The following is a 25,364-nucleotide window of genomic DNA, read 5'->3' on the forward strand; positions in this document are numbered from 1 at the left end:
GGCCGGGCCGGCGGACGGAAGGGAATCGAGCATGACAGTGCCTCGGTGACGGTGCATCGCCCGTGACGGCGGGGCCGCGCGGCGATGCTGCTTCGCAATATTTCCGTCAACTGTAACCGCTCGGCCCGCTTCGCGGAACCCATCCGACACGCCGTTGGGGTTATGGCGCGGGCGGCTCGCCCTCGTAGCCGTGCGGATTGCCCTGCTGCCAGCGCCAGCCATCGGCGCACATGGCCTCGACCCCGCGGGTGCTGCGCCAGCCCAGCAGCGACGCCGCCAGCGCGGGATCCGCCCACATCCGCTCGATGTCGCCGGCCCGGCGCGGCGCCTTGCGCAACGGGATGCGGCGCTGGCTGACCCGCTCGAAGGCGCGCACCAGTTCCAGCACGCTGGTGCCCTGCCCCGTGCCCAGGTTCACCGCCACGAAGCCCGCGTGATCGGCGGCATAGGCCAGCGCCTGCACGTGGCCCTGCGCCAGGTCCATGACGTGCAGGTAATCGCGCACGCCGGTGCCGTCCTCGGTGGCGTAGTCATCGCCGAACACGTTCAGGAACGGCTGGCGCCCCACCGCCACCTGGGTGATGTAGGGAAACAGGTTGTTGGGCACGTCGCGCGGGCTTTCGCCGATCTGGCCGCTGGGATGGGCGCCGATCGGGTTGAAGTAGCGCAGCGTCACCGCGCCGAACGCCGGCTCGGCGGCGCACAGGTCGCGCAGCATCTGTTCGACCATCAGCTTGCTGCGGCCGTAGGGGTTGGCCGGCGCCAGCGGATGCGCCTCGGTGAACGGCAGCGCGCGCGGCTCGCCATAGACGGTGGCCGACGAGCTGAACACCAGCCGCGTCACGCCCTCCTCGCGCATGGCGCGCAACAGCGCCACCGAGCCGGACACGTTGTTGTCGTAGTACTTGAGCGGATCGGCCACCGATTCGCCGACCGCCTTGCAGCCGGCCAGGTGCAGCACCGCCCGCACCGGATCGCCGCGCCGCGCCTCGCGCGCCAGCAGCGCCTGCACCAGCCCGGTCTGGCGGATATCGCCCTCGACCAGCGGGATCGACGCGCCGCACAGGCGCTCGACCCGCCGCACCGCCTCCGGGCTGCCGTTGCTGAAGTTGTCCAGCACCAGCGGCCGCTGGCCCGCCGCCAGCATCGCCACCAGGGTGTGGGCGCCGATGTAGCCGGCGCCGCCGGTGACCAGCACGCGCATGTCCGTCATGCCGCTCTCCGTTCAAAGATGCGCCGCCACGCCCGGCACCCAGGCATGGCGCGGGCGCGGCGCCTGGGCGTGGCCGCGGTAGCGGTCGATCCAGTACGAGGTCGACGCGTCGTGGCCCCAGTCGACCACGCCGGCCGACACCGGCACCGCCAGCTCGCGCTCGATGCCGGTGGCCAGCCGCTTGCCCAGTTCCACGCCCCACTGGTCGAAGGGGTTGACGCCCCATACCACGCTCTGCACGAACACTTTGTGCTCATACAGCGCCAACAACGCGCCCAAGCCGCGCGGATCGAGCTGGCGCAGCACGATCAGGGTCGAGGGCCGCCCGCCCGGATGCACCATGTGGTGCGCCAGGCTCAAGGCCTTGTCGGGATCATCGACCTGGGCCACGTCCAGCAGCGCCTGTTCCAGGCTCTTGCCGCGCAGCAGCGCCTGGCGCTGCGCCAGGCAGTTGGCCAGCAGCATGCGATGGGCGTCCGGACTGTCCGGATGGCCCTGCAGGCTGGCGATGAAATCGACCGGCGCGCCCTGCGCGCTCTGGTGCAGCCACTGGAAGAAGGTGTGCTGGCCGTCGGTGCCTGGCATGCCCCAGATGATCGGCGCGGTGGGCACGTCGACCTCGGCGCCATCGCCGCCGACGCGCTTGCCCAGCGATTCCATTTCCAGCTGCTGCAGATAGGTCACCAGGTGCAGCAAGCGCGCGCTGTAGGCGGCGATATTGAGCGAACCGTGGCCCAGCACGCTGCAATTGACCAGTCCGGCCAGCGCCAGCTGCACCGGCGCATTGGCCGCCAGGGGCGCCTGCTGGAAATGCTGGTCCATGGCTTCGGCGCCGGCGCGCATGCCGATCAGCACGTCGACCCCCACGGTCAGGGCGATCGACAGGCCCGCCACCGACCACACGGAATAGCGCCCGCCGACCCAATCGCACATGTGGAACACCTGGCTCGACGGCACGCCCAGGGCGCGCGCGGCCGGCACGTTGGCGGTGACCGCCGCCAGGTGCGTGGATGGGTCGGCCACCCCGCCCTGCTTGAGCCAGGCAATGGCGGCGCGGGCGTTGTGCAGCGTTTCGGCGGTGGTGAAGGACTTGGACGACACCACCACCAGGCAGCGGCGCGGGTCCAGCCCGGCCACCGCGTCATGAAAGGCGTGGCCGTCGATGTTGGAGACGAAACGGATCTGGCGCCGCTGCCCCGGGCCGCCGAAGGCCTGGATCGCCAGGCGCGGCCCCCAGTCGCTGCCGCCGATGCCCACGTGCAATACCGAGGAAAAATCGGCGGTCTGGTCGATGCGCCGCACGAAATCCGCCATGCGCGAGTACTCGCACACCGAATCCTGGTCCTGCCCGTCCGGCTGTTCGCGCGTGCGGCCGGCCCGCAGCGCGGTGTGCCAGGCCGGCTTGCCTTCGGTCCAGTTGACCGGCCCGCCGGCGAACAATGCCTGCCGCGCCGCGTCCAGTCCGCGGGCGCGCAGCAGGGCCGCGGCAGCCGTGTCCAGCGCGGCGGACTGCCGCTGCATGGTCAGGTCCACGCACAGGCCGGCCGCCTCGATCACCTTCAGCGCCGCCGCGTCGAGCGCGGCGCCGCGCGCCGCCTGCGCGAACGCCTGCCATTCGGGGCTGGCGGCCAGGCTGTCCACCTCGGTCCCGGCCCGGGCCTCTCTCGCAAAATTCGCCTTTCCCATCGCGTGATGCTCCTTAGAACGGTAAACGGATATGAGGCGCAACGCGCCGGAACGCATTGCGGAAATCCTCCTCGATACGGGCCAGGGCGGCCACGGAGTCTCCTTCGAAACGCAGCACCACCGTCGGCGTGGTGTTGGACGGCCGCGCCAGGCCGAAGCCGTCGGCGTAGTCGACACGCACCCCGTCCAGGTCGTTGATGGACAGCGCGCCGGGAAACGTCCCGCCTTCGCGCAGGGCCGTCACCAGTTCGAACTGTTCGCCTTCGGTGGTTTCCAGCTTGATTTCCGGGGTGGCGCAGGATTGCGGCAGGCTCTCCAGCAGCGCCGAGGGATTGGGCGCGGCCGACAGGATCTCCAGCAGCCGCGCGGCGGCGTAGATGCCGTCGTCAAAGCCGTACCAGCGTTCCTTGAAAAACACGTGGCCGCTCATTTCGCCGGCCAGCAGCGCGCCGGTCTCGCGCATCTTGGCCTTGATCAGCGAGTGTCCCGTCTTCCACATGGTGGCCTTGCCGCCGGCCTCGACGATGGCGCGCGCCACATGGCGGCTGCACTTGACGTCGTAGAGGATCTCCGCGCCCGGATTGCGCGCCAGCACGTCGCGCGCGAACAGGATCAGTTGCCGGTCGGGCCAGATGATCTGGCCCGACTTGGTGACCACGCCCAGCCGGTCGCCGTCGCCGTCGAACGCCAGCCCCACTTCGCAATCCGAGTAGCGCAGGCAATAGATCAGGTCCTGCAGGTTCTGCGGATCGGCCGGGTCCGGATGATGTCCGGGAAAGGACCCGTCCACCTCGCAGAACAATTCCGTGACCTCGCAGCCCAGCGCGCGGAACAACGCGGGCGCCACCGCGCCGGCCACGCCGCTGCCGCAATCGATGGCGATCTTCATCGGCCGCGCCATGCGGATGTCGCCGACCAGCCGCGCCGCGTAGCATGGCTGGATCTGCATCTGCGTGCGGCCGCCGGCGACGCTGGCCGATTCGATCGGCAGGCGCATCGCGTCGCGCAGCGCGGTGATGCCCTCGCCATACAGCGAGGCGCCGTCCAGCACGATCTTGAAGCCGTTGTGGGTCGGCGGGTTGTGGCTGCCGGTGACCGCGATGCCCGCGCCGGTATCCATCAGGCGGGTGGCGAAGTACACCATGGGCGTGGTCGCCATGCCGATGTCGATGACGTGCAGCCCGGCCGAGCGCAGCCCGGCCTGCAGCGCCGCCGCCAGCTCCACGCTGCTCAGGCGACCGTCGCGTCCGACCACCATGGCGCGCGCGCCCAGCTCCAGCGCCCGCGCGCCCGCCGCCATGCCCAGGCTGTGGGCGAAGCGCGCGTCGATTTCATCGGGCACGGTGCCGCGTATGTCGTATGCCTTGAAGACCGCATCCAGGATCTGCGGGGTTTCCCAGCCAAACGTTCCATGCATGCCAGTTCTCCGCGGAGGTTACTTGGGGCCGTTCTGCTTGAAATCACCGTAGTAGGCGGCCCGCGAGTAGCGATAGCCGCCGTATTTGGAGCGGAAGCCGAAACGCTCGGGCATCAGCTTCAGGCCGTTGAACAGCACCCCGTCGACCGGCGCGCCCGCCTGGATCAGGCGCTTGGCGGTCTCGCGGATCTCGCCCACGGTGTTCATGCCGGAACGCACCACCACCATGACCGCGGCCGCGTGGGTGCCGACCACCGCCGCGTCGGGCGAGGACAGCACCGGCGCGGTGTCCAGGATGACCATGTCGTACTGGCTGGCCAGTTCACGCAGGGTCTGGCCGAAGATCGGCGAGGCCAGCAGTTCCGACGGATCGAAACTGACCGCGCCGGTGGCGATGAAGTCCACGCCCTCGGAAACGCTGTGCTTGCGCACCCGCTCCAGCGGCAGCGTGCCGGACAGCACCTCGAACAGGCCGTCTTCCTTGGGCACGCCGAAATAGCGGTTCAACTGGCCCTTGCGGAAATCGGCGTCGATCAGCAGCACCCGCTTGCCGACCCCGCCCTGGATGAAGGCGAAGTTGGCCGACAGGAACGATTTGCCGACGCCGGCCACCGGCCCGGTGAACATGACCATGTTGTTGGTGGACTGCTGCAGCGAGGCCTGCAACACATTGCGGAACGACCGCAGGCTCTCGATCGGCGGCGCGGTGCTCTGGCTCTGCGCCAGCAGCGCCGGCACCGTCGCGTTCTTGCGCCGGCTGCGGCGCCACAGCTTGTCCTGCAGGTCGCTGTGCGGAATCGCGGCCAGCACCGGCAGGCCGGTGTAGCGCTCGACGTCGTCGGGCTCGGACAGGCCGCCGAACAGCGCATTGCGCACGAACGCGCACAGCAGGCCGAAGATGAGGCCGATGGCCGTGGCCACGGCGATGATGATGGCGGCCTTGGGGCGCACCGGCTTGTCCGGCTGCACCGCCGCATCGAGGATGCGCACGTTGCCGACCTTGCCCGCGCGGATCAGGCGCAGCTGCTGCGCGTTGTTGAGCAGCCCGGTGTACAGCTCGGTGTTGACGCGCACGTCGCGCACCAGCCGCACCACGTCCTGCTCCAGATCGGGCAATTGCTTGATGTTGTTGCCGATGCGGTTGACGTCGCCGGTCAGCGAGGCGATCTGCCGATCGATCGCGATGATGCTGGGATGGGTCGGCGCGAACCGCGTGATCATGTCCTGGCGCCGCGCGCGCAGCTCCATCACCTTGGTCTGGGCGTCGACCGACTGCGCCAGGATCAGCTTGGCCTCTTCGCTCAGGTCGATGGTGCCGCGCTTGTTGCGCAGCGAGTTGTACTTGGTCTCGGCCGCGTCCAGCTCGCGCTTGAGCTGCGGCAACTGCTCGTCCAGGAACGCCAGCGACTTCTCGGCCTGCGCCGATTTGCGGTTGACGTTCTGCTGCACGTATTCCTGGCCGATCTGGTTCAGCACCGCGGTGGTCAGCGCCGGATCGTTGCCTTCCAGCGTCACGCCGATCACGCCCGAGGTGCGGCCACGCTCGAAGATTCCCAGGCGCGACTGCACGTCCTCGATCGCGGCCAGACGCGAGGTGCGCGACACGGTGAACTCGGTGCCGGGCCGGCCGCTGAGCGCATCGATGTGCACGTCCAGCGCGCTGCCGCCAGGCAGCAGGAAATGTTCGGGCTTGCCGACCGTGCCCTTGAACGTGGCGCCGGTGATCTTGTCGCTCAGGGTATAGGCGCCATCACCCAGGGTGGTAATGCGAAAGGGCTTGCCCAGCCACTCGTTGGGCACGTCCAGCTGCGATACCTGGATGGTTTCGCCGCCCCAGGCATAGCCGCCGCGCGGCAGGCCCGACGGATACGGCAGGCTTTCGTAGCGCCGCGCCAGCCACTCGCCGAACACCGGGAAATAGCGCGGCTTGGCGTGGATGTACAGCATGAACTTGTCGACGGCGGGTCCCACCACCATGCGCGAACGCAGCACTTCCATTTCGCCCGAGGTCTCGGCCTTGGTGTCGAAGATGGCCGAGACGTCGCCCAGCAGGCTGCGGCTCTGGCCTTGCGGCATCTCCTCCTCCACCTGGACGATGATGTCGGCCGAATAGACCGAAGGCGTCACCATGACGTAGGTGACCGCGCCCAGCAGCGCGATAAGCGTGATGGCGATGATCAGCCAACGATTGGAGAAAATGGCGTCCACGTGCGAGGACAGCGGGGTTTCCTGCTGGCGAGCCGGGACGGAGGGCTCGAACGATTCGATAGGCAACGACATGCAGCTCTCCAAGAATAGGCGCCGCCGCGGTCGCGACGCCCCCAAAGGCGTGGGCCGGGACCCGCCGCGCGCGTCCAGCGACGCGAGGCGGGTTCCGAGGGTCGATTACTTGATTGAATGCACGGTCTGCACCGTTTGCGCGCTCGGGAACAGGTTGCTGATGAAGCGGTTCCACCGCACCAGCGCCGCCGTGTCCACGAAGACGACGTCCTTGGGTTGCAACTCGAACTTCTCCGCCACCGCGTATGCCTGCGGCGAAGCCGCGTTCAGATGGAACACCAGCGGCGTCGCCTGCTCGGTACTGCGCACCACAAACACCTGTGACGAGTCCGCGGTCAACTGGTTGGGGCCTCCCGCCTCGCCCAGCGCTTCGTTCAACGTCAGCCTTCCATCCCGCATCGTTATCGCGGCGGGCGTGGTCACTTCGCCCGTCACGAAAATCTTGCTTTCGTCGCGCGGCGTCACCCGGACGATGTCGCCCGACTTCAGCATCACCTGGTTCAGGTCCTGGCCACGCTCGATCAAGGCGGGCAGGTTGACGCGCGTCTTCCTGCCGTCGCGGATCACATAGACACTGCTGCGATCGCCGGTGGGCAGGATGCCGCCCGCGCGATTGATCGCTTCCAGCAGGGTCATGGGGATGTCGTTGATCGCGACGGTGCCCGGCGTTTTCACCTCGCCCTCGACGTAGACTCGCTTGCTGCGGTAACCCAGCACCCGCACCGTGATCTGCGGATCCTGGATGTACTTGCCTGAACTATTCACTATGAGATTGCGCGCCTGCAGTTCCGTCAACCCCGCCACTTTCAGCAATCCCGTATAGGGAAATTGGATGTATCCAGAGGATGAGACCGTATACCCCGGAATGCCCGAGGCGGTATCCCCGAAGGCTAGTTCGGTCACCCCGGTGCCGATGGCGTAGGTTTGCGTCGGAAGTACGAGTTCGGGGTGGTCCCAGACCACGATCGAAAGGATGTCCCCGGGGCCGATGCGGTAGGGCTCGGTCTTGTCGACCAGGCGCGAGACGCCATCATTGTCCAGCAGCGCCTGGCGGGCGCGGTGATCGGCAAGCACCAGCGAAGGCGTGATTTCCTTGATCTCGGCCACGGAATTCGGATCCAGCGGATCGACGAGATGCTTGGAATTGAAGGTCATGCCGGGAGAAAGGGCGCAAGCGCCCAGCGAGGACACGAGCGCGATGGCAGCGATGGCTCGGCTCAACGTTCCGAAAAATGTCGTCATGGCGGATCCACAGTGAATGACTTCGTTGCTTGGAAAGGAGCCCGATGCGTAACGGGTTGCGACATTCCACTCTCTTTTCACGCCCCCGCACATTCGACGGATGCCCTAAGCCTTCTCCTACATCGTTTGGAGGTTTCGGGTACGCCGGGCACTCAATAAGATTTCGACGGTAGCCACATGCTTTGCGGCGGTGCACCGCTGTTTTCCCCGCGGCCGCAGGGCGACTCCCCGAACAAAGGAGTACGCGATGGACCCGTCCCTTACGGACACGTCGGCGAGATCGAGCCGATCCAGCTATCTGTACCGCCTGCTGGATGCGGCGATCGTCATCATCTGCGGCCTGGCCGTGACCGAGCTGAAGTTCTCGGACGAGGCGATGATCGATCCGCCGCAGATCCACCTGTTCCTGATCTATCTCTGCGGCCTGGGCGTCATCGCCCTGTTCCCGGCGTTCAGCCTGTACGTGTCATGGCGCGGCCGCCGGCTGATGGACCTGGTCGTGCGCAGCCTGGCGGCATGGGCGCTGGTGTTCGCGCTCGGCATCCTGGTGAGTTTCCTCATGCACCAGAGCGCGTCGGTATCGCGCCTGTGGGCCGCGACCTGGTTCGGCTGCGCCGCCCTGGCGCTGGCCGGCGTGCGCCTGGCGGCCTACGCGGTGCTGGGCGCGGCGCGCGACCGCGGCCTGGACCGCAAGCGCGTGCTGCTGGTCGGCTTCGGCGCGCTGGGCCACGATCTGTGGCGCCGCGTGGAACGCTATCGCGAGGCCGGCTACGAAGTCGCCGGCATCTACGCCGAGCCCCACGAAAACCTGCCGCCGCAAGTGCGCCGGCTGCACGAGCTGGATGCCCTGCACGGCTTCGTGCGCGAACACAATGTGCGCGAGGTCTGGATCGTGCTGCCGATGGAGGCCGGCCAGGAATTGCGCGAAGTGCTCTATCACCTGCGCAACGACCTGGTGGACATCCGCTGGATTCCCGACGTGATGTCGATCCAGCTGCTGGGCCATCGCATCGGGGAATTCCTCGGCCTGCCCGCGATCCAGCTCAACAGCCTGCCCGCCGCCGGCGTGCGCGGCCTGGCCAAGGAAGCATTCGACCGCGCCTTCGCGCTGTGCGCGCTGGTGGGCCTGTCGCCGCTGATGCTGACCATCGCCTGCCTGGTCAAGCTGACCTCGCGCGGCCCGGTGCTGTTCACCCAGCCGCGCCTGGGCGTGGACGGCAAAGTCTTCCACGTCTACAAGTTCCGCACCATGACCGTGCACCAGGAGCACGGCGTGGTCACGCAGGCCACCCGCGACGATGCGCGCGTCACCCGCATCGGCGGCTTCCTGCGCCGCACCAGCCTGGACGAGTTGCCGCAATTCCTGAACGTGCTGCGCGGCGACATGTCGGTGGTCGGGCCGCGCCCGCACGCGCTGGAGCACAACGAGCTGTACAAGGACCTGGTGCAGCGCTACATGATGCGCCACCGGGTCAAGCCAGGCATCACCGGCTGGGCCCAGGTCAATGGCCTGCGCGGCCAGACCGATACGCTGCGCAAGATGAGCGACCGCGTCGAGCATGACATCTACTACATCCAGCACTGGACGTTCCGGATGGATCTGATGATCATCGCCCGCACGGCGATATCCGGATGGACGGGGCGAAATGTCTACTGAACCGCTGGGCTGGCCCCCCTTCGCCCCGCCACGCGCCCGCTGCGCGCCCGCGCCGGCGACCCAGCCGCCCGGCCTGCTGGCCGAGAACGATTTCCGCCGCGCGGTGGAGATGCTGCCGCTGGTGTCCATCGACCTGCTGCTGCGCGATGCCGCAGGCCGCTACCTGACTGGCTTGCGCAGCAATCCGCCGGCGCAGGGTTCGTGGTTCGTGCCGGGCGGCCGCATCCGCAAGAACGAGACGCTGCCGCGCGCGCTGCAACGCATCGTCCGCGAGGAACTGGGCCTGACGCTGCCGCCGCAGGCCTGGCGCCCCCGGGGCGTGTACGAACACTTCTATGGCACCAATTTTGCCGGCGAGGCCGGCCGCTCCACTCATTACATCGTCCTCGCCTATGAGGCGGAACTCACGCTGGACACCGCCAGCCTGCCGCTGGGCCAGCACCGCCGCTACCGCTGGCAGCCCGCGGCGGCCATCGCCGCCGATCCGGGCGCGCACCCCTACACCCAGGCCTACTTCAAGGAGTCAGCGCCATGACCAACCCCCATCCTCCGTACCGGGCCGTCATTCTCTGCGGCGGGTCCGGCTCGCGCCTGTGGCCGCTGTCGCGTGAGCTGCTGCCCAAGCAGTTCATCCGTTTGACCGATGACCGCAGCCTGCTGCAGAACACCCTGCTGCGGCTGGGATCCGCCGGCGCCCAGGCGCGCCCCATGCTGGTCTGCAACGACGCCCACCGCTACATCGCCGCCGAGCAGGCCCTGGAGCTGGACATCCACGACGCCGAGATCGTGCTGGAGCCGCATGCGCGCAATACCGCGCCCGCCATCGCCGCGGCCACGCTGCGGGCGATGCGCGACGGCGAGGATCCGGTCATGCTCATCATGCCTTCCGACCATGTGCTGGAGGACGGCCCGGTCCTGGCGGCGGCCTTCGCCGAGGCCTACCAGGCCGCGCGCCAGGGCGCGCTGGTGACCTTCGGCATCACCCCGACCGCGCCGCTCAGCGGCTACGGCTACATCCAGGCGGCCGAACCCGGCGCCATGGCGCCCGCCCGCAAGGTGCGCCGCTTCGTCGAAAAGCCCTCGCCCGAAGTGGCGCAGCGCTTCATCGAGGACGGCAGCTACTACTGGAACAGCGGCATGTTCGCCTTCCAGGCCTCGGTCTTCCTGGCCGAACTGGAACGGCTGGCGCCGCGCATCCTAGAACAGGTCCGGGCGGCGGTGGCCGCGGGACATGGCGAAAACGCGCTGTTCCAGCTGGACGGCCCGGCCTTCGAGGCCTGCCCGAGCGACTCGATGGACTACGCCATCATGGAACGCACCGACAGCGCGGTGGTGATTCCGCTGGCCGCGCCGTGGAGCGACGTCGGCGCCTGGGACGCGGTCTGGGGCATCGCCCGCAAGACCGCCGAGGGCAATTCCACCACCGGCGACGTGATGGTCGAGGACTCGCGCAACTGCCTCATCCATTCGACCAGCCGGCTGGTGGCCTCGGTGGGACTGGACGACATCGTGGTGATCGAAACGGCCGACGCCGTGCTGGTCGCCCACAAGACCCGCTCGCAGGACGTCAAGCGGCTGGTGGAGGCCTTCAAGGTGCAGCACCGCAGCGAACTGAACCACCACCGCGAGGTGCAGCGCCCGTGGGGCTCGTACGACTCGGTCGGGCAGGGCCCGCGCTACCAGGTCAAGCGCATCACGGTGAAGCCGGGCGCGCGCCTGTCGTCGCAGATGCACCACCACCGCGCCGAGCACTGGGTGGTGGTGTCGGGCACGGCGCGCATCTACAACGGCGACAAGCAGTACCTGCTGACCGAAAACCAGTCGACCTACATCCCGCTGGGCGAGGTCCACAGCCTGGAGAACCCCGGCAAGATCCCGCTGGAGATCATCGAGGTGCAATCCGGCGCCTATCTGGGCGAGGACGACATCGTCCGCTTCCAGGACATGTACGGCCGTGTCTGAGCCCCGGCGCGCGGCCTCATCCTTCTGGCGGCCGGGCCTGGCGCGCATCTGCCTACCGCTGGCGGCGCTGTTCTTCGCCACCCTGGTGACGGTGGGCAACCTGCCGGGCCTGGCCGCCGAGATGTCCGACGCCTTCGGTGACAAGCGCCTGCACCTGGCGGCCTACGCCTTCCTGACGGTGCTGGTCTACCTCTCGGTGCAGCGGCGGCCGGGCCTGACGGCGCTGCTGGCCGTTTCCGCCCTGGGCGCGCTGGATGAAGGAATCCAGTCCTTTTTTGCCTATCGACAGGCCGAACTCTTAGACCTTTTGGCCGATATCTCTGCGGCGGGTGCGACAGTAATCTCGTTGAACATCGGTTCCGCAGCCTTCGGCTCCTTTCGTGCAGTGACTAAGTCTTAAGGATAAAACCATGCCAAAACGGGCACTGATTACCGGCGTCACCGGCCAGGACGGCGCTTACCTGGCCGAGTTCCTGCTGGCCAAGGGCTATGAAGTCCACGGCATCAAGCGACGCGCGTCGCTGTTCAACACCGCGCGCATCGACCACCTGTACCAGGATCCGCATGACCAGCCGCGCAACTTCGTGCTGCACCACGGCGACATGACGGACTCGTGCAGCCTCATCCGCATCGTGCAATCGGTCCAGCCCGACGAGATCTACAACCTGGCGGCGCAGAGCCACGTCGGGGTGTCGTTCGAAGAGCCGGAGTACACCGCCAACGCCGACGGCCTGGGCACCCTGCGCCTGCTGGAAGCCATCCGCATCCTCAAGCTGGAGGACAAGGCGCGCTTCTACCAGGCCTCGACCTCGGAGCTGTACGGCCTGGTCCAGGAAACCCCGCAGAAGGAAACCACGCCGTTCTATCCGCGCAGCCCCTACGCCGCCGCCAAGCTGTACGCCTACTGGATCAGCGTGAACTACCGCGAGGCCTACGGCATGTATGCCTGCAACGGCATCCTGTTCAACCATGAATCGCCCAAGCGCGGCGAAACCTTCGTGACGCGCAAGATCACCCGCGGCCTGGCGCGTATCGTGCTCGGCCTGCAGGAATGCCTGTACCTGGGCAACCTGTCGGCGCTGCGCGACTGGGGCCATGCGCGCGACTACGTCGAAATGCAGTGGCTGATGCTGCAACAGGACACGCCGGAGGACTACGTCATCGCCACCGGCATGCAATACAGCGTGCGTGAATTCATCAATACGGCGGCGCGCGAGCTGGGCATCCTGCTGGCGTGGGAGGGCGAAGGGCTGGAGGAAACCGCCACGGTGCTGTTCAGCCCGGTGCACGACATCAAGCCGGGCCAGGTCATTGTGCGGGTCGACCCGCGCTACTTCCGCCCCACCGAGGTCGAGACCCTGCTGGGCGATCCGACCAAGGCGCGCGAAAAGCTCGGCTGGTCGCCGCGCACCAGTTTCGCCCAGCTGGTCAAGGAAATGGTGGAAAGCGACCTGAAGGACGCCCGGCGCGATGCGCTGGTGGAACAGAACGGCTACGAAATCTACGCCTACAAGGAGTAGTCCGCCATGAGCAACCTGGACCAACGCGTGTTCGTGGCGGGCCATCGCGGCATGGTGGGCGCCGCCCTGGTGCGCGAACTGCAGGAGCGCGGCTACCGCGACATCATCACGCGCAGCCACAGCGAACTGGATCTGGAAAACCAGAACCAGGTGCACCGCTTCTTCTCGACCACGCCGGTCGACGTGGTGTACCTGGCCGCCGCCAAGGTCGGCGGCATCCTGGCCAACCAGAACCATCCGGTGGATTTCCTGTACCGCAACCTGATGATCCAGTGCAACGTGATCCGCGCCGCCTACGCGGCCGGCGTGCGCAAGCTGCTGTTCCTGGGTTCGTCCTGCATCTATCCGCGCGAGGCGCCGCAGCCGATCCGCGAGGACGCGCTGCTGACCGGGCCCCTGGAAGCCACCAACGAGCCCTACGCCATCGCCAAGATCGCCGGATTGAAGCTGTGCGAAGCCTACCAGCGGCAATATGGCGCGCGCTTCATCTGCGCCATGCCGACCAATCTGTACGGGCCGCACGACAACTACGACCTGCACAGCAGCCATGTGCTGCCGGCCCTGATCCGCAAGTTCCATGAAGGCCGCGAGGCCGGCCAGGACAGCGTCACCCTGTGGGGCAGCGGCAAGCCGCTGCGCGAGTTCCTGTACGTGGACGACCTGGCGCGGGCCTGCGTAATGCTGATGGAAACGCCCGCCGCCGAGGGCATCTACAACATCGGCGCCGGCGAGGACCTGTCGATCGCCGAACTGGCCCGGGTCGTGGCACAGGTAGTGGGCTACCAGGGCCGCGTGGACTACGACGCCAGCAAGCCCGACGGCACGCCGCGCAAGCTGATGGATTCGTCGCGGGTGCGCGCGCTGGGCTGGAAGCCGGAGATATCGCTGATCCATGGCGTGACGCTGGCCTACGGCCACTTCCTGCGCGAGCAGGCGCGCCAACCGCTGCCCGTGGCCTGAGGCCACGCCTATCGAGAACAGGCATTCCGATGTACCGACTCATCAGGAAGCACGTCGCCGGCAATGCCTCGTTCTGGGGGCTGGTGGAATACGGCATCGGCCCGGTCGCGGCGCTGGTGGCGCTGCCCATCCTGTTCCGCCAGCTGGGCACGGTGGGTTTCGGCCAGTACTCGATGATCATCGCGCTGGCCGGCTTCGGCAATGCCGCCAACCTGGGCGCCGCCGTCACCGCCACCAAGCTGGTGTCCGAACGCATGCACGAGCCGGGCGGCGCCTACCGCGCGGCCGGCGTGGCCATGTCGCTGATCGGCTGCGCGCTCGGCGTGGTAACGCTGGCGGCGGCATTGCTGTGGCTGGCGGTGCGCTGGGGCTGGCCCGCCGCCACCTTCGGCGGCGTGGCGGTGACGCTGCTGGCGATGCCGGCGCTGGCGGTCTACCTGACCCAGCAGTACGACCAGTTGATGTCCGGCTGCCTGAAGGGCCGCGAGGATTTCCGCGCCACCGCGCTGTGCGAAGTCTTCAGCCGCAGCGGCACCATGGGACTGGCCTGCGTCGCCGCCTGGCTCACCGCCTCGCCCACCTGGACCGGCCTGGCCCAGGCCGCCGGCCTGCTGCTGGCCGGGTCGGTCAAGATGCGGGTGTTCGCGCGCCGCTATGGCCACGTGCTGGTGCGGCCGGTGCGCGACCGCGGCGCGATGCTGGACGCCTTCCGCTTCTCGCGCTGGTCCTGGCTCAACAGCCTGAGCGCGCTGGCCTTCGGCTCGGTCGACCGGGTGCTGGTGGGCAGCCTGATGGGACCCGCCGCGCTGGCCATCTACACCGTCGGCGTGCAGGTCGGCCAGATGATCCACACGGCGTCGGTGGCGATTTTCCAGAAAGCCATGCCGCGCGTCAGCCGCCTGTCCGCCGCGCCGCCGCATCCGGGCGCGGCCGAAGAGGAAATCCGCCGCCTGATGCTGTGGAACCTGGCGCTGTCGGCCGGCGCCACGGTCGCGGTGCTGGCGGTCAGCCGGCCCCTGCTGGACCTGCTGCTGGGCCACGCCCTGGCCGACGGACACCTGGGCACCTTCCGGCTGCTGATCGCGGCGTCGGGGCTGCTGTCACTGAACGCCGCGGCCCATTTTTCGCTGCTCGGGCTGGGGAACTCCCGCGCCGTGGCGATTCTCAATGGCCTGGGCGGCCTGGCCATGCTGTGCATCATGGCCGCCCTGGTGCAGGCGGCGGGCGAGCATGCCGCGGCCTGGGGCCGCATGGCCTACGCGGCGATCACGCTGGCCGGCGTGGCGCTCGCCATCCGTCAATCCCGGCCAGACTACCCCGGCGCCCTGCCTGCGGCCACCCGGTAGCCACCATGTTGAGGTCATATATGCGCAAGCGTCACACCGAATACTCGCGCCAGCTCATCGATTTCGTGCGCGAGTTGCGCCCGCCCGCCCCCATTGCCGCTGGCCTGCTGCCCAAGCTGACCATCGTGACCCCCTCGTACAACCAGGCTCGCTTCCTGGAGCGAACCATCATCTCGGTGCTGAACCAGGGCTATCCGCGGCTGGAGTACATCATCATCGACGGCGGCTCGACCGACGGCAGCGTCGACATCATCCGCAAATACGAACGCCATCTGACCTATTGGGAAAGCGTGCCGGACCGCGGCCAGTCGCACGCCATCAACAAGGGCTTCGAGCGCGCCACCGGCGACTACGTCGGCTGGCAGAACTCCGACGACCTGTACTATCCGGGCGCGCTGCGCAAGCTGGGCGCGGCGGCGGCCCGCGGCCGGGCGCCGATCGTCAGCGGCAACCTGTTCGTGGCCGACGCCGACAACCACATCTTCCGCAAGATCCACTACACCCCGGTCAACCGCGGCACGCTGACCGTGGTCAAGGCCTCGATCCCGAACCAGTCGGCCATCTTCCGCCGCGACCTGCTGCGCAAGCACGGCCTGCTGCAGGAGAGCATGCGCTACTGCATGGACCTGGAATTGTGGAGCCGGCTGCTGCGCGAAGGCAGGAACCTGATCGTGCCCGACGCCATGGGCGTCTACACCGCCCACGACGAGACCAAGACCGCGCTGATGCAGGACGTGCTGCTGGAGGAACGCGAACAGATCGTCGACCGCATCCGCCGCACCGAGCCGGGCATGGGCAAACTGTACGGCCTGTCGTGCCGCGCCTCGCAGGTGGCGGCGCATGCGCGCCAGGGCGACCTGTCCTACCTGGTGGAGAAACTGGCGATCAAGCTGTTCGGGCGCGACGACTGGGCCGCGCACTAGGGCCCGTTGGCACTGAAAGGAGCCTCGCGCAAGCCCGCGACATCCCCGACCCAGCCTCTTCCCGCCATGGAGCCGTCATGCATCCGCACCGCCGCCTTTCCACGCTGCACCTGCTGGGCCTGTTCGCGTTCACCGCGCTGGCGCTGAACGACGACCATTTCATCCTGGGCGTGGGCAGTTTCAAGCTGTCGCCCTTCGACCTGCTGTTCGTGGCCATCCTGGTGGTCAAGGCGCTGCGGCTGGCGGACCCCGCCGCCTATGCCCTGCCGCGCGGCGCGCTCGGCATGCTGCTGGGCCTGCAGGTGCTGTCGGTGATTTACCTGGTGCTGGTGTCGCTGCACCATCCGGGCATCGAGACCGGCGACGTCGCGCGCGACCTGCGCATCGTGTTCTATTTCCTGTGCACGCCGTTCCTTTGCTACAAGGACATCGACGGGCCCGCCGCCTACGCCGTGTTGCAGAAGTACATCGTGGCGGCCTGCCTGGCGGTCGCCACCCTGATGCTGCTGGAACAGTTGCAGGGCTTCAGCGTCGCCAACCCGTTGCGCAACGTCCGGCTGGGGGTATGGGCGATTCCGTTCGGCGTGGTGTCGCTGCTGTACTTCCGCAAGACCCTCAACGTGTCCGGGCCCAAGGCCTATGCGCTTACGGTCTACATGCTGCTGGCGCTGGTGTTCTCGCTGAACCGCAGCCAATACCTGCAGCTGATGGTGGCGGTGCTGATGGCGGTGATGCTGGCCTCGGGTTCCGAGGTGCGCCGCCGGGTGGTGCTGATCTTCGCCCCGGCGGCGGTCGCCGGCATCCTGGTGTTCGCCAGCATCGGCTACCTGGACGTACTGACCAACCGCGTCTTCAGCGTCGAGCGCCTGGACGAGGATTCCAGCTACGGCGCCCGCATCCAGGAAATGCAGGGCCAGATGGATTCCTTCGCCGAGAGCCCCGTGTTCGGCAAGGGCGCCGGCTTTCGCAGCTGGGTGATGGGCGAGAACGGCTTCGAACTCAGCACGTTCGCGCACAACTCCTGGGCCTTCTACCTGATGAAGTTCGGCATCGTCGGCACCGTGATGATCATGCTGCCGCCGCTGCTGATCCTGCTGCTTTCGCTGTTCCGGCGCTACGCGCACCCGGGGCTGGAGCTGCATCGCCGCTACCTGCTGGCCACCGCGCCGATCTATATCTTCGTCGACTCGCTGTCCGGCGGCCTGGCCTACGCGCCCAAGACCGCCTTTACCGGCTTCCTGCTGTGCTACTGCCTGTCGCTGATACGCAATGCCCGGGCGCTGCCCGTGCCCCGGCCCGCGGCCGCGGCCGCGGCCTCCAGCCAACGCCCGGTCGCCGCGCGCCGGGCTCCACCGCGAGTAATTCCCCATGCCTGATGTCCTGTTTGTCGCGCCCGACCTGCATGGCGGCGTCGGAAGATGCGTCGCCTTCATCGCCGACGCCTTGCCCGAACGCGGCGTCGACGCCTCGCTGTTCCTGCTGCGCTCGCGCAACCGCGAATATCCGGTCGCCAACCCGCGCGTGACGCGGGCGCTGCCCGTGGTGGAGTCGCCCGCCTCGCTGCGGCTGATGCTGCCGCTGGCGTTTGCGCGGCTGCTGGCGCAGATCCGCCGCGAGCGGCCGGCCATCGTCTGCTCGCACGGCCTGCTGTGCAACATGCTGGTGGTGCTGGCCAGGAAGATCCTGCGCGGCAACTTCGCCACCGTCGCCTTCGAGCACAGCAGTCCGGCGATCCACTATGGCGCCTCGCGCATGCGGCGCCTGAAGTGCTTTCTGGTGAGCCAGACCTATCGCCGCCATGACGCCGTCGTCGGCGTTTCGCGCGGGGTCAAGGAAGACCTGGTCAGCATGTTCCCGCCGCTGCGCGGCAAGGTGCGCACCATCTACAACGGCGTGCCGCTGGACGACGTGCGCGAGCAGGGCGCGGCGCGGCCGGCCCCGGCATCCGACGCGGCGCCGTATCACGTCGTCGCGGTCGGTCGGCTGGAGGCGGTCAAGGACTACGCCACCCTGATCGACGCGGCCGCGTTGCTGGACGATCCCGGCATCCGCTTCACCATCCTGGGCGAAGGCTCGGAACATGCCGCCCTGCAACGGCGCATCGACGCGCGCCCCTCGCGCAGCCCGGTGACCCTGGCCGGCCATATCGACAACCCGTTTCCGGTGATCGCCGGCGCCGGCGCCTTCGCCCTGACCTCGGTGCGCGAGAGTTTCGGCAATGTGCTGGTGGAGGCCCTGTGCCTGGGCATCCCGGTCATTTCCACAGATTGTCCGCACGGGCCGGCGGAGATCCTCGACGCCGGCCGCTACGGGCTGCTGGTGCCGGTGGGCGACGCGGCGGCCCTGGCCGCGGCGGTGCGCCGCCTGGCTTACGACGGCGACATGCGCGCCAGGCTGGCGGCCGACGGCCCCGGCCGCGCCGACGCCTTTTCACTAGAACGGCATTGCCGCGACGTCATCGAGCTGTTCCAGCCGCTGATGCAGCGCGGCGCGTCCTGAACAGGAAAGCATCATGTCCAAGATACCGGTATCCGTGGTCGTCATGACCAAGAACGAAGAACGCAACATCGTCAAGTGCCTGAAGGCGCTGGCCGACTTCGACGAAGTCTTCGTGGTCGACTCCGACAGCACCGACGCCACCTGCGCCCTGGCCACCGCGCTGGGCGCCAGGATCAGCCATTTCCAGTGGAATGGCAAATACCCCAAGAAAAAGCAATGGTGCCTGGAACAGCTGCCCTTCACGCATCCGGTGGTGCTGTACGTGGACGCCGACGAAGAGATGACGCCCGAGCTGGCCGCGGAGATCCGCGCCACGCTGCCGCGCTTTGCGGCCGGCGCCGGCGGCGCCTTCGTGCCGTTCGACTACGTCTTCTGCGGCCGCAAGCTGCGCCATGGCCATCGCGTCTACAAGCTGGCGCTGCTGGCGCGCGAGCGCTCGCGCTTCCTGGACTACGATGACCTGGACGTGGCCCACATGTGGGAGGTCGAGGGCCACTACCAGCCCCAGGTGCAGGGCGAGACCTTCGCGCTGCGGGCGCGCATGGTGCACAACGACCATGATTCGCTCTACCACTACTTCGACAAGCACAACCGCTACTCTGACTGGGAAGCCAATCTGCGGACAAAGGGCCTGATGAACGATCCGCGCGAGGCCAACGTGGGCGCGCGGGCGCTGCTCAAGCGCCTGTTCCAGGCCATGCCGTTCAAGGCGCCGGTGTCGTTCCTGCATTCCTACCTGCTGCGCCTGGGCTTTCTCGATGGCCGCGCCGGTTTCGACTACGCCGTGGCGCGCGCCATGTACTACTGGCAGATCCGCATCAAGACCGAGGAAATCCAGCAGGCGCGGCGCGCCGCCGCCGAAGACTCGCAAGGCGACGCCCTGCCCGGAGCCGCCAAATGAGCGCGCTGCAGCGGCTCGACCGGTTTTCCCTGGCGCCCGGCCAGCGCGGCCGGTCCGCGCTCACGGTGCAACTGTGGTGGCTGGTGCAGGGCACGCTGTTCCGCTGGTCGCCGCAGGTCGCCTATGGCTTCCGGCGCTGGCTGCTGCGCTGCTTCGGCGCGCAGGTCGGCCGCAAGGTGCTGATACGGCCCAGCGCCACCGTGACCTATCCCTGGAAAGTGGACATCGGCGACTACGCCTGGATCGGCGACGACGCGGTGCTCTACAGCCTGGGCCCCATCCATGTCGGCGCGCACGCGGTGGTCTCGCAACGCAGCTACCTGTGCGCGGCCGACCACGACGCGGCGCAACCGGATTTTCCGCTGCGCGAGCGCGCCGTGCGCATCGAGGACGGCGCCTGGGTCGCGACCGACGTGTTCGTCGGCCCGGGCGTCACGGTGGGCCGCGAGGCGGTGGTGGGCGCGCGCAGCTCGGTATTCCGCAGCCTGCCGCCCGCCATGGTGTGCCTGGGCAACCCCTGCCGCCCCGTCAAACCACGCGTGGCGCCGCCGGCATGAAGATCCTCCTGTACGGCATCAACTACGCGCCGGAACTGACCGGCATCGGCAAATACAGCGCCGAACTGGCCGAGTGGCTGGCGGCCCGCGGCCATGACGTCAGCGTGGTCACGGCGCCGCCCTACTATCCGCAATGGCGCGTGCATGACGGCTACCGCGCGGGCCGCTACCGCAAGGAAACCCGCGCCGGCGTCACGGTCAGGCGCGCGCCCCTGTGGGTGCCGGCCCGGCCCGGCGGCGCCAAACGCCTGCTGCACCTGGCCAGCTTCGCCCTTTCCAGCCTGCCGTCGCTGTTGCGCGCGGCCGCCGGCCGGCCCGACCTGATCCTGGTGGTCGAGCCCGCCCTGTTCTGCGCGCCGGCCGCCTGGCTCGCCGCGCGCCTGTGCGGGGCGCGCGCCTGGCTGCACATCCAGGACTACGAGGTCGACGCCGCCTTCGACCTGGGGCTGCTCAAGGGCGCCTGGCTGCGCGCCGCCGTGCGGCGCGCGGAACGTTGGCTGATGCGGCGCTTCGATCGCGTGTCGACCATTTCGGGGCGCATGCTCGACCTGGCCTTGTACAAGGGCGTCGAACCGGACAAGGCGGTGCTGCTGCCCAACTGGATCGATGTCCACGCCATCGCGCCGGACCGCGCCGGCGACCTGCGCGCCGAACTCGGCATCCCGGCCGATGCGGTGGTGGCGCTGTATTCCGGCAACATGGGTGGCAAACAGGGCCTGGAGACCTTGGCGCAGGTGGCCCGACTGCTGGAAGGCGACGAACGCCTCTGGTTCGTCTTCTGCGGCCAGGGCCCGGCGCGGGCGCCGCTGCAGGCGCAGTGCCAGGGACTGGCGCGGGTGCGCTTCCTGGACCTGCAACCCGCCGAGCGCCTGGCGGCGCTGCTGAACACCGCCGACATCCATCTGCTGCCGCAACGCGCCGGCGCCGCGGACCTGGTGATGCCGTCCAAGCTCACCGGCATGCTGGCCAGCGGCCGTCCGGTGGTATGCGGCGCGGCGCGCGGCACCGAGCTGGCGGGGGTGGTGGCGCACTGCGGCCTGGTGACGCCGCCGGAGGACGCCGTGGCCATGGCCGAGGCGGTGCGCAAGCTGGCCGGCAATGCCCAGGTCCGCGAAACGCTGGGCGCCGCGGCCCGCCGCCATGCGCTCGATCACCTGCACGTGGACGCGGTGCTGGCGGCCGCCGAACGCGAATTCGCCGCGGTCATCGGCCCCCGCGCGGCGCCCGCGCCGCAAGCGGCCGACGCCGCGCGCCGCGACGCCGGCCGCTGAAACCGCGGCCCGCTACGGCGTGTCGTCGCGCTTGCCCGCCGCCGCGTCGTTGCCGCGCACCAGGCCCATCTGTACGGCGATGTAGGCCGCTTCGGCCTGATTGCGCGCATTCAGTTTCCAGTACAGCGTGCGCGCGTGGCTCTTCACGGTGGCCACGGAAATTCCCACCTGCTGGCCGATTTCGCGCATGGTCTTGCCCTGCACCAGCAATTGCAGGATCTCTTCCTGCCGCTGGGTCAGCTCGCGCAGTTCCTGCAGCGGCGCATGCGCGGTCGCCAGCGGGCGCGCGGTGGGTTGCGGATAGCACTCGCCTCCCGCCAGCACCAGGCTGACCGCGGCGGCCAGCGCGTCGGGGCTGGAAGCCTTGGGCAGATAGCCGGCCACTCCCGCGCGGGCGCAGGCCGCCATCACGCTCTGGTCCAGCACCGAGTACAGGGCCAGCACCAGGCGCGGCATGAACAGCGCCATGGCCTGCGACAGCAGGCCGATGTCGGGTTCGGCCACGCCGCTGCAGCCGATCACCAGCAATTCCACCGGCCGGTTGATCGAACCGGGCATGTTCACAAGATGGGCTGGCGAGATCGCCAGAATGTCCTCGGCGTTCCGTACCCGCTCCAGCACATGCTGGATGGCGACACGAAGCAGAGCGTAGTCTTCGATTAGAACGGTTGTCATCCCGGGGGGAACCTTGTGACGCAGGGCCCAGACACGGTTCCCATGGCCGGGCTGCGCACGGCTGCGACGCTGGTTCCAGCGCGTCGCCAGGCTCACGGGAATCTCGTCCGCCGCGCGGCATCGTCAGGGCGGGCATTGTGATTCGCCATTTCGATCCATGCTTGCGGACACGACCCATGCTATCAGCGGCTACGTTCGCTGAATCTCGTTCAGGAGGATGATTGGAGGAGGAATGCTGCGGCACGGCGACCGCCGATGCTGCAGGATCTACGCCCTAGGCGGGATGGCGGGGCCGGCCCGCCAGGCCCCTATCCCAGCTTGCGCCCGTAAAGCTGGCCCGCGTCGACTTCGCGGCCGTTGGGCTCGTGCCATTCCAGCGTGGCGCCGCGTTGCAGGGCCGCGTACACGGCTTCGCCCTTGTTCTTGACGTGCAGGCGCTGATACAGCGTGCAGGCATGCGTCTTGGCCGTTGCGACCGAGATATTGAGCATGCGGCTGACCGTCTTGATCGGATAGCCCCGTGCCAGCAGCACCAGCACTTCGTACTGGCGCGGCGTGATCTGCAGCAGCTGGGCGCCGGCGCTGACCGGCATGGTGCCCTTGGCGCCCTCGTCGACATCGCGCGCCGGCAAGGCGCACGCCGCCTGCGAAGGCGACTGCAAGGCCTGTTCGCTTGGAAAGCACTGGCCGCCCGCCATGACCAGGCGGATCGCCGCTTCCAGGATTTCCACCGATGCCGTTTTCATCAGGCAGCCGTAGACGCTGGCGCCGGGCAAGCCCTGCACCGGCATCGGCAACGGCATGACATCGGTCAGCAGCAGAATGCGCTTCGGGCTGAGTTCGCGCTGGATTTCATGCAAGGTGCTCCAGGCTTCCTCGCTGTCCACGGGCAGGCCGTAGATCAACAGATCGGCGCCCGCATGCGCGCCGTTGGCCTTGGAAACATCGGCCAACCCCATCCCCTCGATTTCCCACACATCGTCCAACTTGCTCAGAATCTGCCATAACCCCAGCCGCAAGAGCGGATGGGCTTCAATCAGGACCATCTTGGCCATGGTGTCCTCCCGGTTGTTCAACAGGCCTAGAAGGGATCTTCGCTGTGCTGAAGACTATTTTTTTCCAGCCCTCGCGGGGGTGGTCCGCAATATCCCGGAATATCTAATGACGCTGCACCGGGCCATTTGGGCTGGGAGACTTTCGTAGCCAACATAACGGATGGCATGAACCCATCTTATGGTTCGAAATTGGCAAAATCAAGACGCTTGCAGGCGATATAATCCGACAAAAACAGAAATCATTCGTTAGCCTTAATCACCCTCGTAAATCAGGATGAGGAACCGCCATCATCCTTTCATCCGCTAGGGTTTTTACCGAGATTCCCGGGCAGACCACGGCGCCCCGCCCTCTGTGCCGCCGGGCAAAGGCCCCGCCGGGACGCCGCGCTCAGGCCGGCGCGCGGCGCCGGCAGGCGCCATCGCCGCGGACCGCGGGAACGGCGGGAAGAGGTGGAATTCGCCGGCAGGCTTGTCGATATGTTTCCGCTGACACATTAAGCCCGGACATCGCCATCGCAATCGAAATATAGGTAACACTTTTATTTTCGCCCATCACGACGTCATTTACTCCATATAGGCGAAGTCGAATACCGTATGACCGCCCTGGTGGTGCCAATGGTGCATTGAAGCATGGCGTTTTCTCAAAAAGCTGGCGTAATGGATTTCGCCATCCGTCTCGACGTAGGTGGACGGCGACAGCTCCTCGATCCGGTTCAGCGAGACGCCCTTGCCGTAGTGGCAGAAGCCTTGGTACTGGGCGCAGCGGATCACCTCTCCGCCAGGCGAGACAACGATTCCCGCGTTGCGGGCCCGCATGGGGTTGCGCACGATGGGGTTGCAGGCGTGCGGCGTCCAATGGCTGGACCGCGGCGAGTCGGCGAAAAAGGCGAACAATTCGTCGCAGTGGCTCTGGCCGTCCGTGCGATCGATATTGGTTAACAGCCACCAATATTCGCCGCGCTTGAAAATAATGGTATCGACGGCGGAAATATTCGTCATCAGGGTTAAGTCCAACTCCCATTTCAACGGAAAATCGGTGCATTTCCATAATTCTATGCTGCGATTTCCGCAGGTTTCCGGAACCATGTAGGTCACGCCATCGTATTCAAAAATATACGGAAACGATAAATGGTAGGGCAGATTCAAAGCCGTCCCCAACAGCCGGAAAGCCCCGTCCGAGTAGGTCGCGACCGAAATCGTGCCCTTGCGGGAATTGAAATCGTAATCCTCGAAAAATATATATGGATTCTTGTCCTTGGTATATACAAAGGGATCCGCGAAAAATCGGCCCTTCGGTGGCTGCAATACCATCGCTTCGGAAATCACCGCCTGCTGCCGGGTCGAGGGAAACATACCAATGCGCCAGCGCACATTGCGTTTCATGACGCGCCGCACAATCAAATCGCCCATTAACCAGGCCTGGCGCGCGATGTAGGCGGCGCTGTCCCATTCGGCCGGATCGTCGCGGCGTTCGCCGCTCATGATCTGCATGCCGGGCGGCGCGGCGCCCGGCCGCGCCCGCGCCAACGCCTGCAAGGCGTCGTAGATCATGAAGTTGCCCAGGCTGAAGGCGCGGGTCTGGTTCTTGAGCCAGAACACTTCGGTATTGAAGCTGCGCTGGTCCAGCAACGCGTCCTCCTCGGCGCTGGCCCCCATGCGCCACAGTTTCACCGTGGTGTGGTCCGCGCGCTGGTAGACCTCCCAGAATCCCGCATAGCGGCTGGTGGACACGGCGATATCGGAATAGCTCAGCTGCCATACCCCCAGCCGCGCCCAGCCGGCCATGCGGGCGCGCAGCGATGGCAGGCCGCCCAGCATGATCACCAGGTCCAGGCCGAGCGCGGCCACGCCGTCATCGCGTCCGCCGTCGTCGGGATCGGCCGGCAGGGTCAGCAACGCCGTTGACGGCGGCAAGCCGTCGCGCATGTCGTGGCAGGCCAGCATCTGCCGTTGCCGGACGGGTAGCAGCCGCGACTCGAGCCGCGACAAGGTGCCGAACAGCGCCTTGGCGCTCAGGCGCGGCGCGGGACCGGTGGTCGCCTTTTCCAATACCAGCAAGGCCGAGAAATCGAAATCCTGGCTGCGCGCGAGCCACTCAGCCATGTCGTGGATCCAGCCGGGCTGGTCGGTCCCGTCCACCAACAGCCCCACTCTGTAGGTCGTCATGTCTCCTGCTCCTGTGTCAGGGCGATCTGGCCTG

General features: G+C 67.5%; 21 protein-coding genes. 13 read left to right on the plus strand and 8 right to left on the minus strand.

Annotation, left to right across the window (positions count from 1 at the left end):
• Positions 1 to 160: 160 nt before the first annotated feature.
• From galE to ACUTAG_RS04995, 5 genes are all read right to left on the minus strand, one after another.
• A complete protein-coding gene (galE, locus tag ACUTAG_RS04975; RefSeq protein WP_006387750.1) occupies positions 161 to 1,213 on the minus strand; it encodes a UDP-glucose 4-epimerase GalE in 1,053 nt (350 codons plus the stop codon).
• A gap of 12 nt (positions 1,214 to 1,225) precedes the next feature.
• Complete coding sequence (pgi, locus tag ACUTAG_RS04980; protein WP_024069818.1) at positions 1,226 to 2,899, minus strand: glucose-6-phosphate isomerase; 1,674 nt, start codon at positions 2,897 to 2,899, stop codon at positions 1,226 to 1,228.
• Between the two features lie 13 nt (positions 2,900 to 2,912).
• Entirely contained in the window at positions 2,913 to 4,316 is a 1,404-nt protein-coding gene (locus ACUTAG_RS04985) for a phosphomannomutase/phosphoglucomutase (protein WP_006387748.1), read from the minus strand.
• 18 nt (positions 4,317 to 4,334) lie between these two features.
• Positions 4,335 to 6,596, minus strand: a complete 2,262-nt coding sequence (locus tag ACUTAG_RS04990; RefSeq protein ID WP_054505768.1) for a GNVR domain-containing protein — start codon at positions 6,594 to 6,596, stop codon at positions 4,335 to 4,337.
• Between the two features lie 105 nt (positions 6,597 to 6,701).
• Positions 6,702 to 7,838 (minus strand): polysaccharide biosynthesis/export family protein, encoded by a 1,137-nt coding sequence (locus ACUTAG_RS04995; RefSeq protein ID WP_006387746.1) that lies wholly within the window; start codon positions 7,836 to 7,838, stop codon positions 6,702 to 6,704.
• Positions 7,839 to 8,085: 247 nt separating this feature from the next.
• Between ACUTAG_RS04995 and ACUTAG_RS05000 the strand changes: the two genes are divergently transcribed.
• The 13 genes from ACUTAG_RS05000 (at position 8,086) to ACUTAG_RS05060 (ending at position 21,434) form a co-directional block, all read left to right on the plus strand.
• Positions 8,086 to 9,495 carry an undecaprenyl-phosphate glucose phosphotransferase gene (locus ACUTAG_RS05000; RefSeq protein ID WP_047991414.1) on the plus strand — a complete coding sequence of 470 codons (1,410 nt, stop codon included), beginning with the start codon at positions 8,086 to 8,088 and terminating at the stop codon, positions 9,493 to 9,495.
• 73 nt (positions 9,496 to 9,568) lie between these two features.
• Positions 9,569 to 10,030, plus strand: coding sequence for a GDP-mannose mannosyl hydrolase (locus ACUTAG_RS05005; protein ID WP_202730709.1), 462 nt, complete (start codon positions 9,569 to 9,571; stop codon positions 10,028 to 10,030).
• The gene (locus ACUTAG_RS05010) at positions 10,027 to 11,457 is read left to right on the plus strand and encodes a mannose-1-phosphate guanylyltransferase/mannose-6-phosphate isomerase (RefSeq protein ID WP_026384654.1); all 1,431 of its coding nucleotides are present in this window, start codon (positions 10,027 to 10,029) and stop codon (positions 11,455 to 11,457) included. Before ACUTAG_RS05005 ends, ACUTAG_RS05010 begins: the two co-directional genes overlap by 4 nt.
• Positions 11,450 to 11,857, plus strand: a complete 408-nt coding sequence (locus tag ACUTAG_RS05015) for a VanZ family protein (protein WP_006387742.1) — start codon at positions 11,450 to 11,452, stop codon at positions 11,855 to 11,857. The genes ACUTAG_RS05010 and ACUTAG_RS05015 overlap by 8 nt, the downstream gene beginning before the upstream one ends.
• A gap of 10 nt (positions 11,858 to 11,867) precedes the next feature.
• Positions 11,868 to 12,977: a GDP-mannose 4,6-dehydratase gene (gene gmd, locus ACUTAG_RS05020; RefSeq protein WP_006387741.1), complete on the plus strand. Its 1,110-nt coding sequence runs from the start codon at positions 11,868 to 11,870 to the stop codon at positions 12,975 to 12,977.
• Between the two features lie 6 nt (positions 12,978 to 12,983).
• Entirely contained in the window at positions 12,984 to 13,937 is a 954-nt protein-coding gene (locus tag ACUTAG_RS05025; RefSeq protein ID WP_026384655.1) for a GDP-L-fucose synthase family protein, read from the plus strand.
• Positions 13,938 to 13,966: 29 nt separating this feature from the next.
• Positions 13,967 to 15,283, plus strand: a complete 1,317-nt coding sequence (locus ACUTAG_RS05030) for a lipopolysaccharide biosynthesis protein (RefSeq protein ID WP_006387739.1) — start codon at positions 13,967 to 13,969, stop codon at positions 15,281 to 15,283.
• Positions 15,284 to 15,303: 20 nt separating this feature from the next.
• Positions 15,304 to 16,206 carry a glycosyltransferase family 2 protein gene (locus ACUTAG_RS05035; RefSeq protein WP_446650009.1) on the plus strand — a complete coding sequence of 301 codons (903 nt, stop codon included), beginning with the start codon at positions 15,304 to 15,306 and terminating at the stop codon, positions 16,204 to 16,206.
• 77 nt (positions 16,207 to 16,283) lie between these two features.
• Entirely contained in the window at positions 16,284 to 17,582 is a 1,299-nt protein-coding gene (locus ACUTAG_RS05040) for an O-antigen ligase family protein (protein ID WP_446650010.1), read from the plus strand.
• A complete protein-coding gene (locus ACUTAG_RS05045; protein ID WP_006387736.1) occupies positions 17,575 to 18,705 on the plus strand; it encodes a glycosyltransferase in 1,131 nt (376 codons plus the stop codon). Before ACUTAG_RS05040 ends, ACUTAG_RS05045 begins: the two co-directional genes overlap by 8 nt.
• A 13-nt stretch (positions 18,706 to 18,718) precedes the next feature.
• Positions 18,719 to 19,606 (plus strand): glycosyltransferase family 2 protein, encoded by an 888-nt coding sequence (locus tag ACUTAG_RS05050; protein ID WP_026384657.1) that lies wholly within the window; start codon positions 18,719 to 18,721, stop codon positions 19,604 to 19,606.
• Entirely contained in the window at positions 19,603 to 20,163 is a 561-nt protein-coding gene (locus ACUTAG_RS05055) for a putative colanic acid biosynthesis acetyltransferase (protein WP_049053875.1), read from the plus strand. Before ACUTAG_RS05050 ends, ACUTAG_RS05055 begins: the two co-directional genes overlap by 4 nt.
• Entirely contained in the window at positions 20,160 to 21,434 is a 1,275-nt protein-coding gene (locus ACUTAG_RS05060) for a glycosyltransferase WbuB (RefSeq protein WP_038504124.1), read from the plus strand. The genes ACUTAG_RS05055 and ACUTAG_RS05060 overlap by 4 nt, the downstream gene beginning before the upstream one ends.
• 12 nt (positions 21,435 to 21,446) lie before the next feature.
• On the opposite strand, the gene ACUTAG_RS05065 is transcribed toward ACUTAG_RS05060, so the two are convergent.
• The 3 genes from ACUTAG_RS05065 to ACUTAG_RS05075 all read right to left on the minus strand — a co-directional run bounded on the left by ACUTAG_RS05065 (position 21,447) and on the right by ACUTAG_RS05075 (position 25,330).
• Positions 21,447 to 22,109, minus strand: coding sequence for a response regulator transcription factor (locus ACUTAG_RS05065; RefSeq protein ID WP_020928834.1), 663 nt, complete (start codon positions 22,107 to 22,109; stop codon positions 21,447 to 21,449).
• A 308-nt stretch (positions 22,110 to 22,417) separates the two neighbouring features.
• The gene (locus ACUTAG_RS05070) at positions 22,418 to 23,164 is read right to left on the minus strand and encodes a response regulator transcription factor (RefSeq protein WP_026384896.1); all 747 of its coding nucleotides are present in this window, start codon (positions 23,162 to 23,164) and stop codon (positions 22,418 to 22,420) included.
• A 564-nt stretch (positions 23,165 to 23,728) separates the two neighbouring features.
• Positions 23,729 to 25,330: a glucosamine inositolphosphorylceramide transferase family protein gene (locus tag ACUTAG_RS05075; RefSeq protein ID WP_076468142.1), complete on the minus strand. Its 1,602-nt coding sequence runs from the start codon at positions 25,328 to 25,330 to the stop codon at positions 23,729 to 23,731.
• Positions 25,331 to 25,364: the final 34 nt, after the last annotated feature.

It is taken from the genome of Achromobacter sp. CSND-B12, from assembly GCF_052906545.1.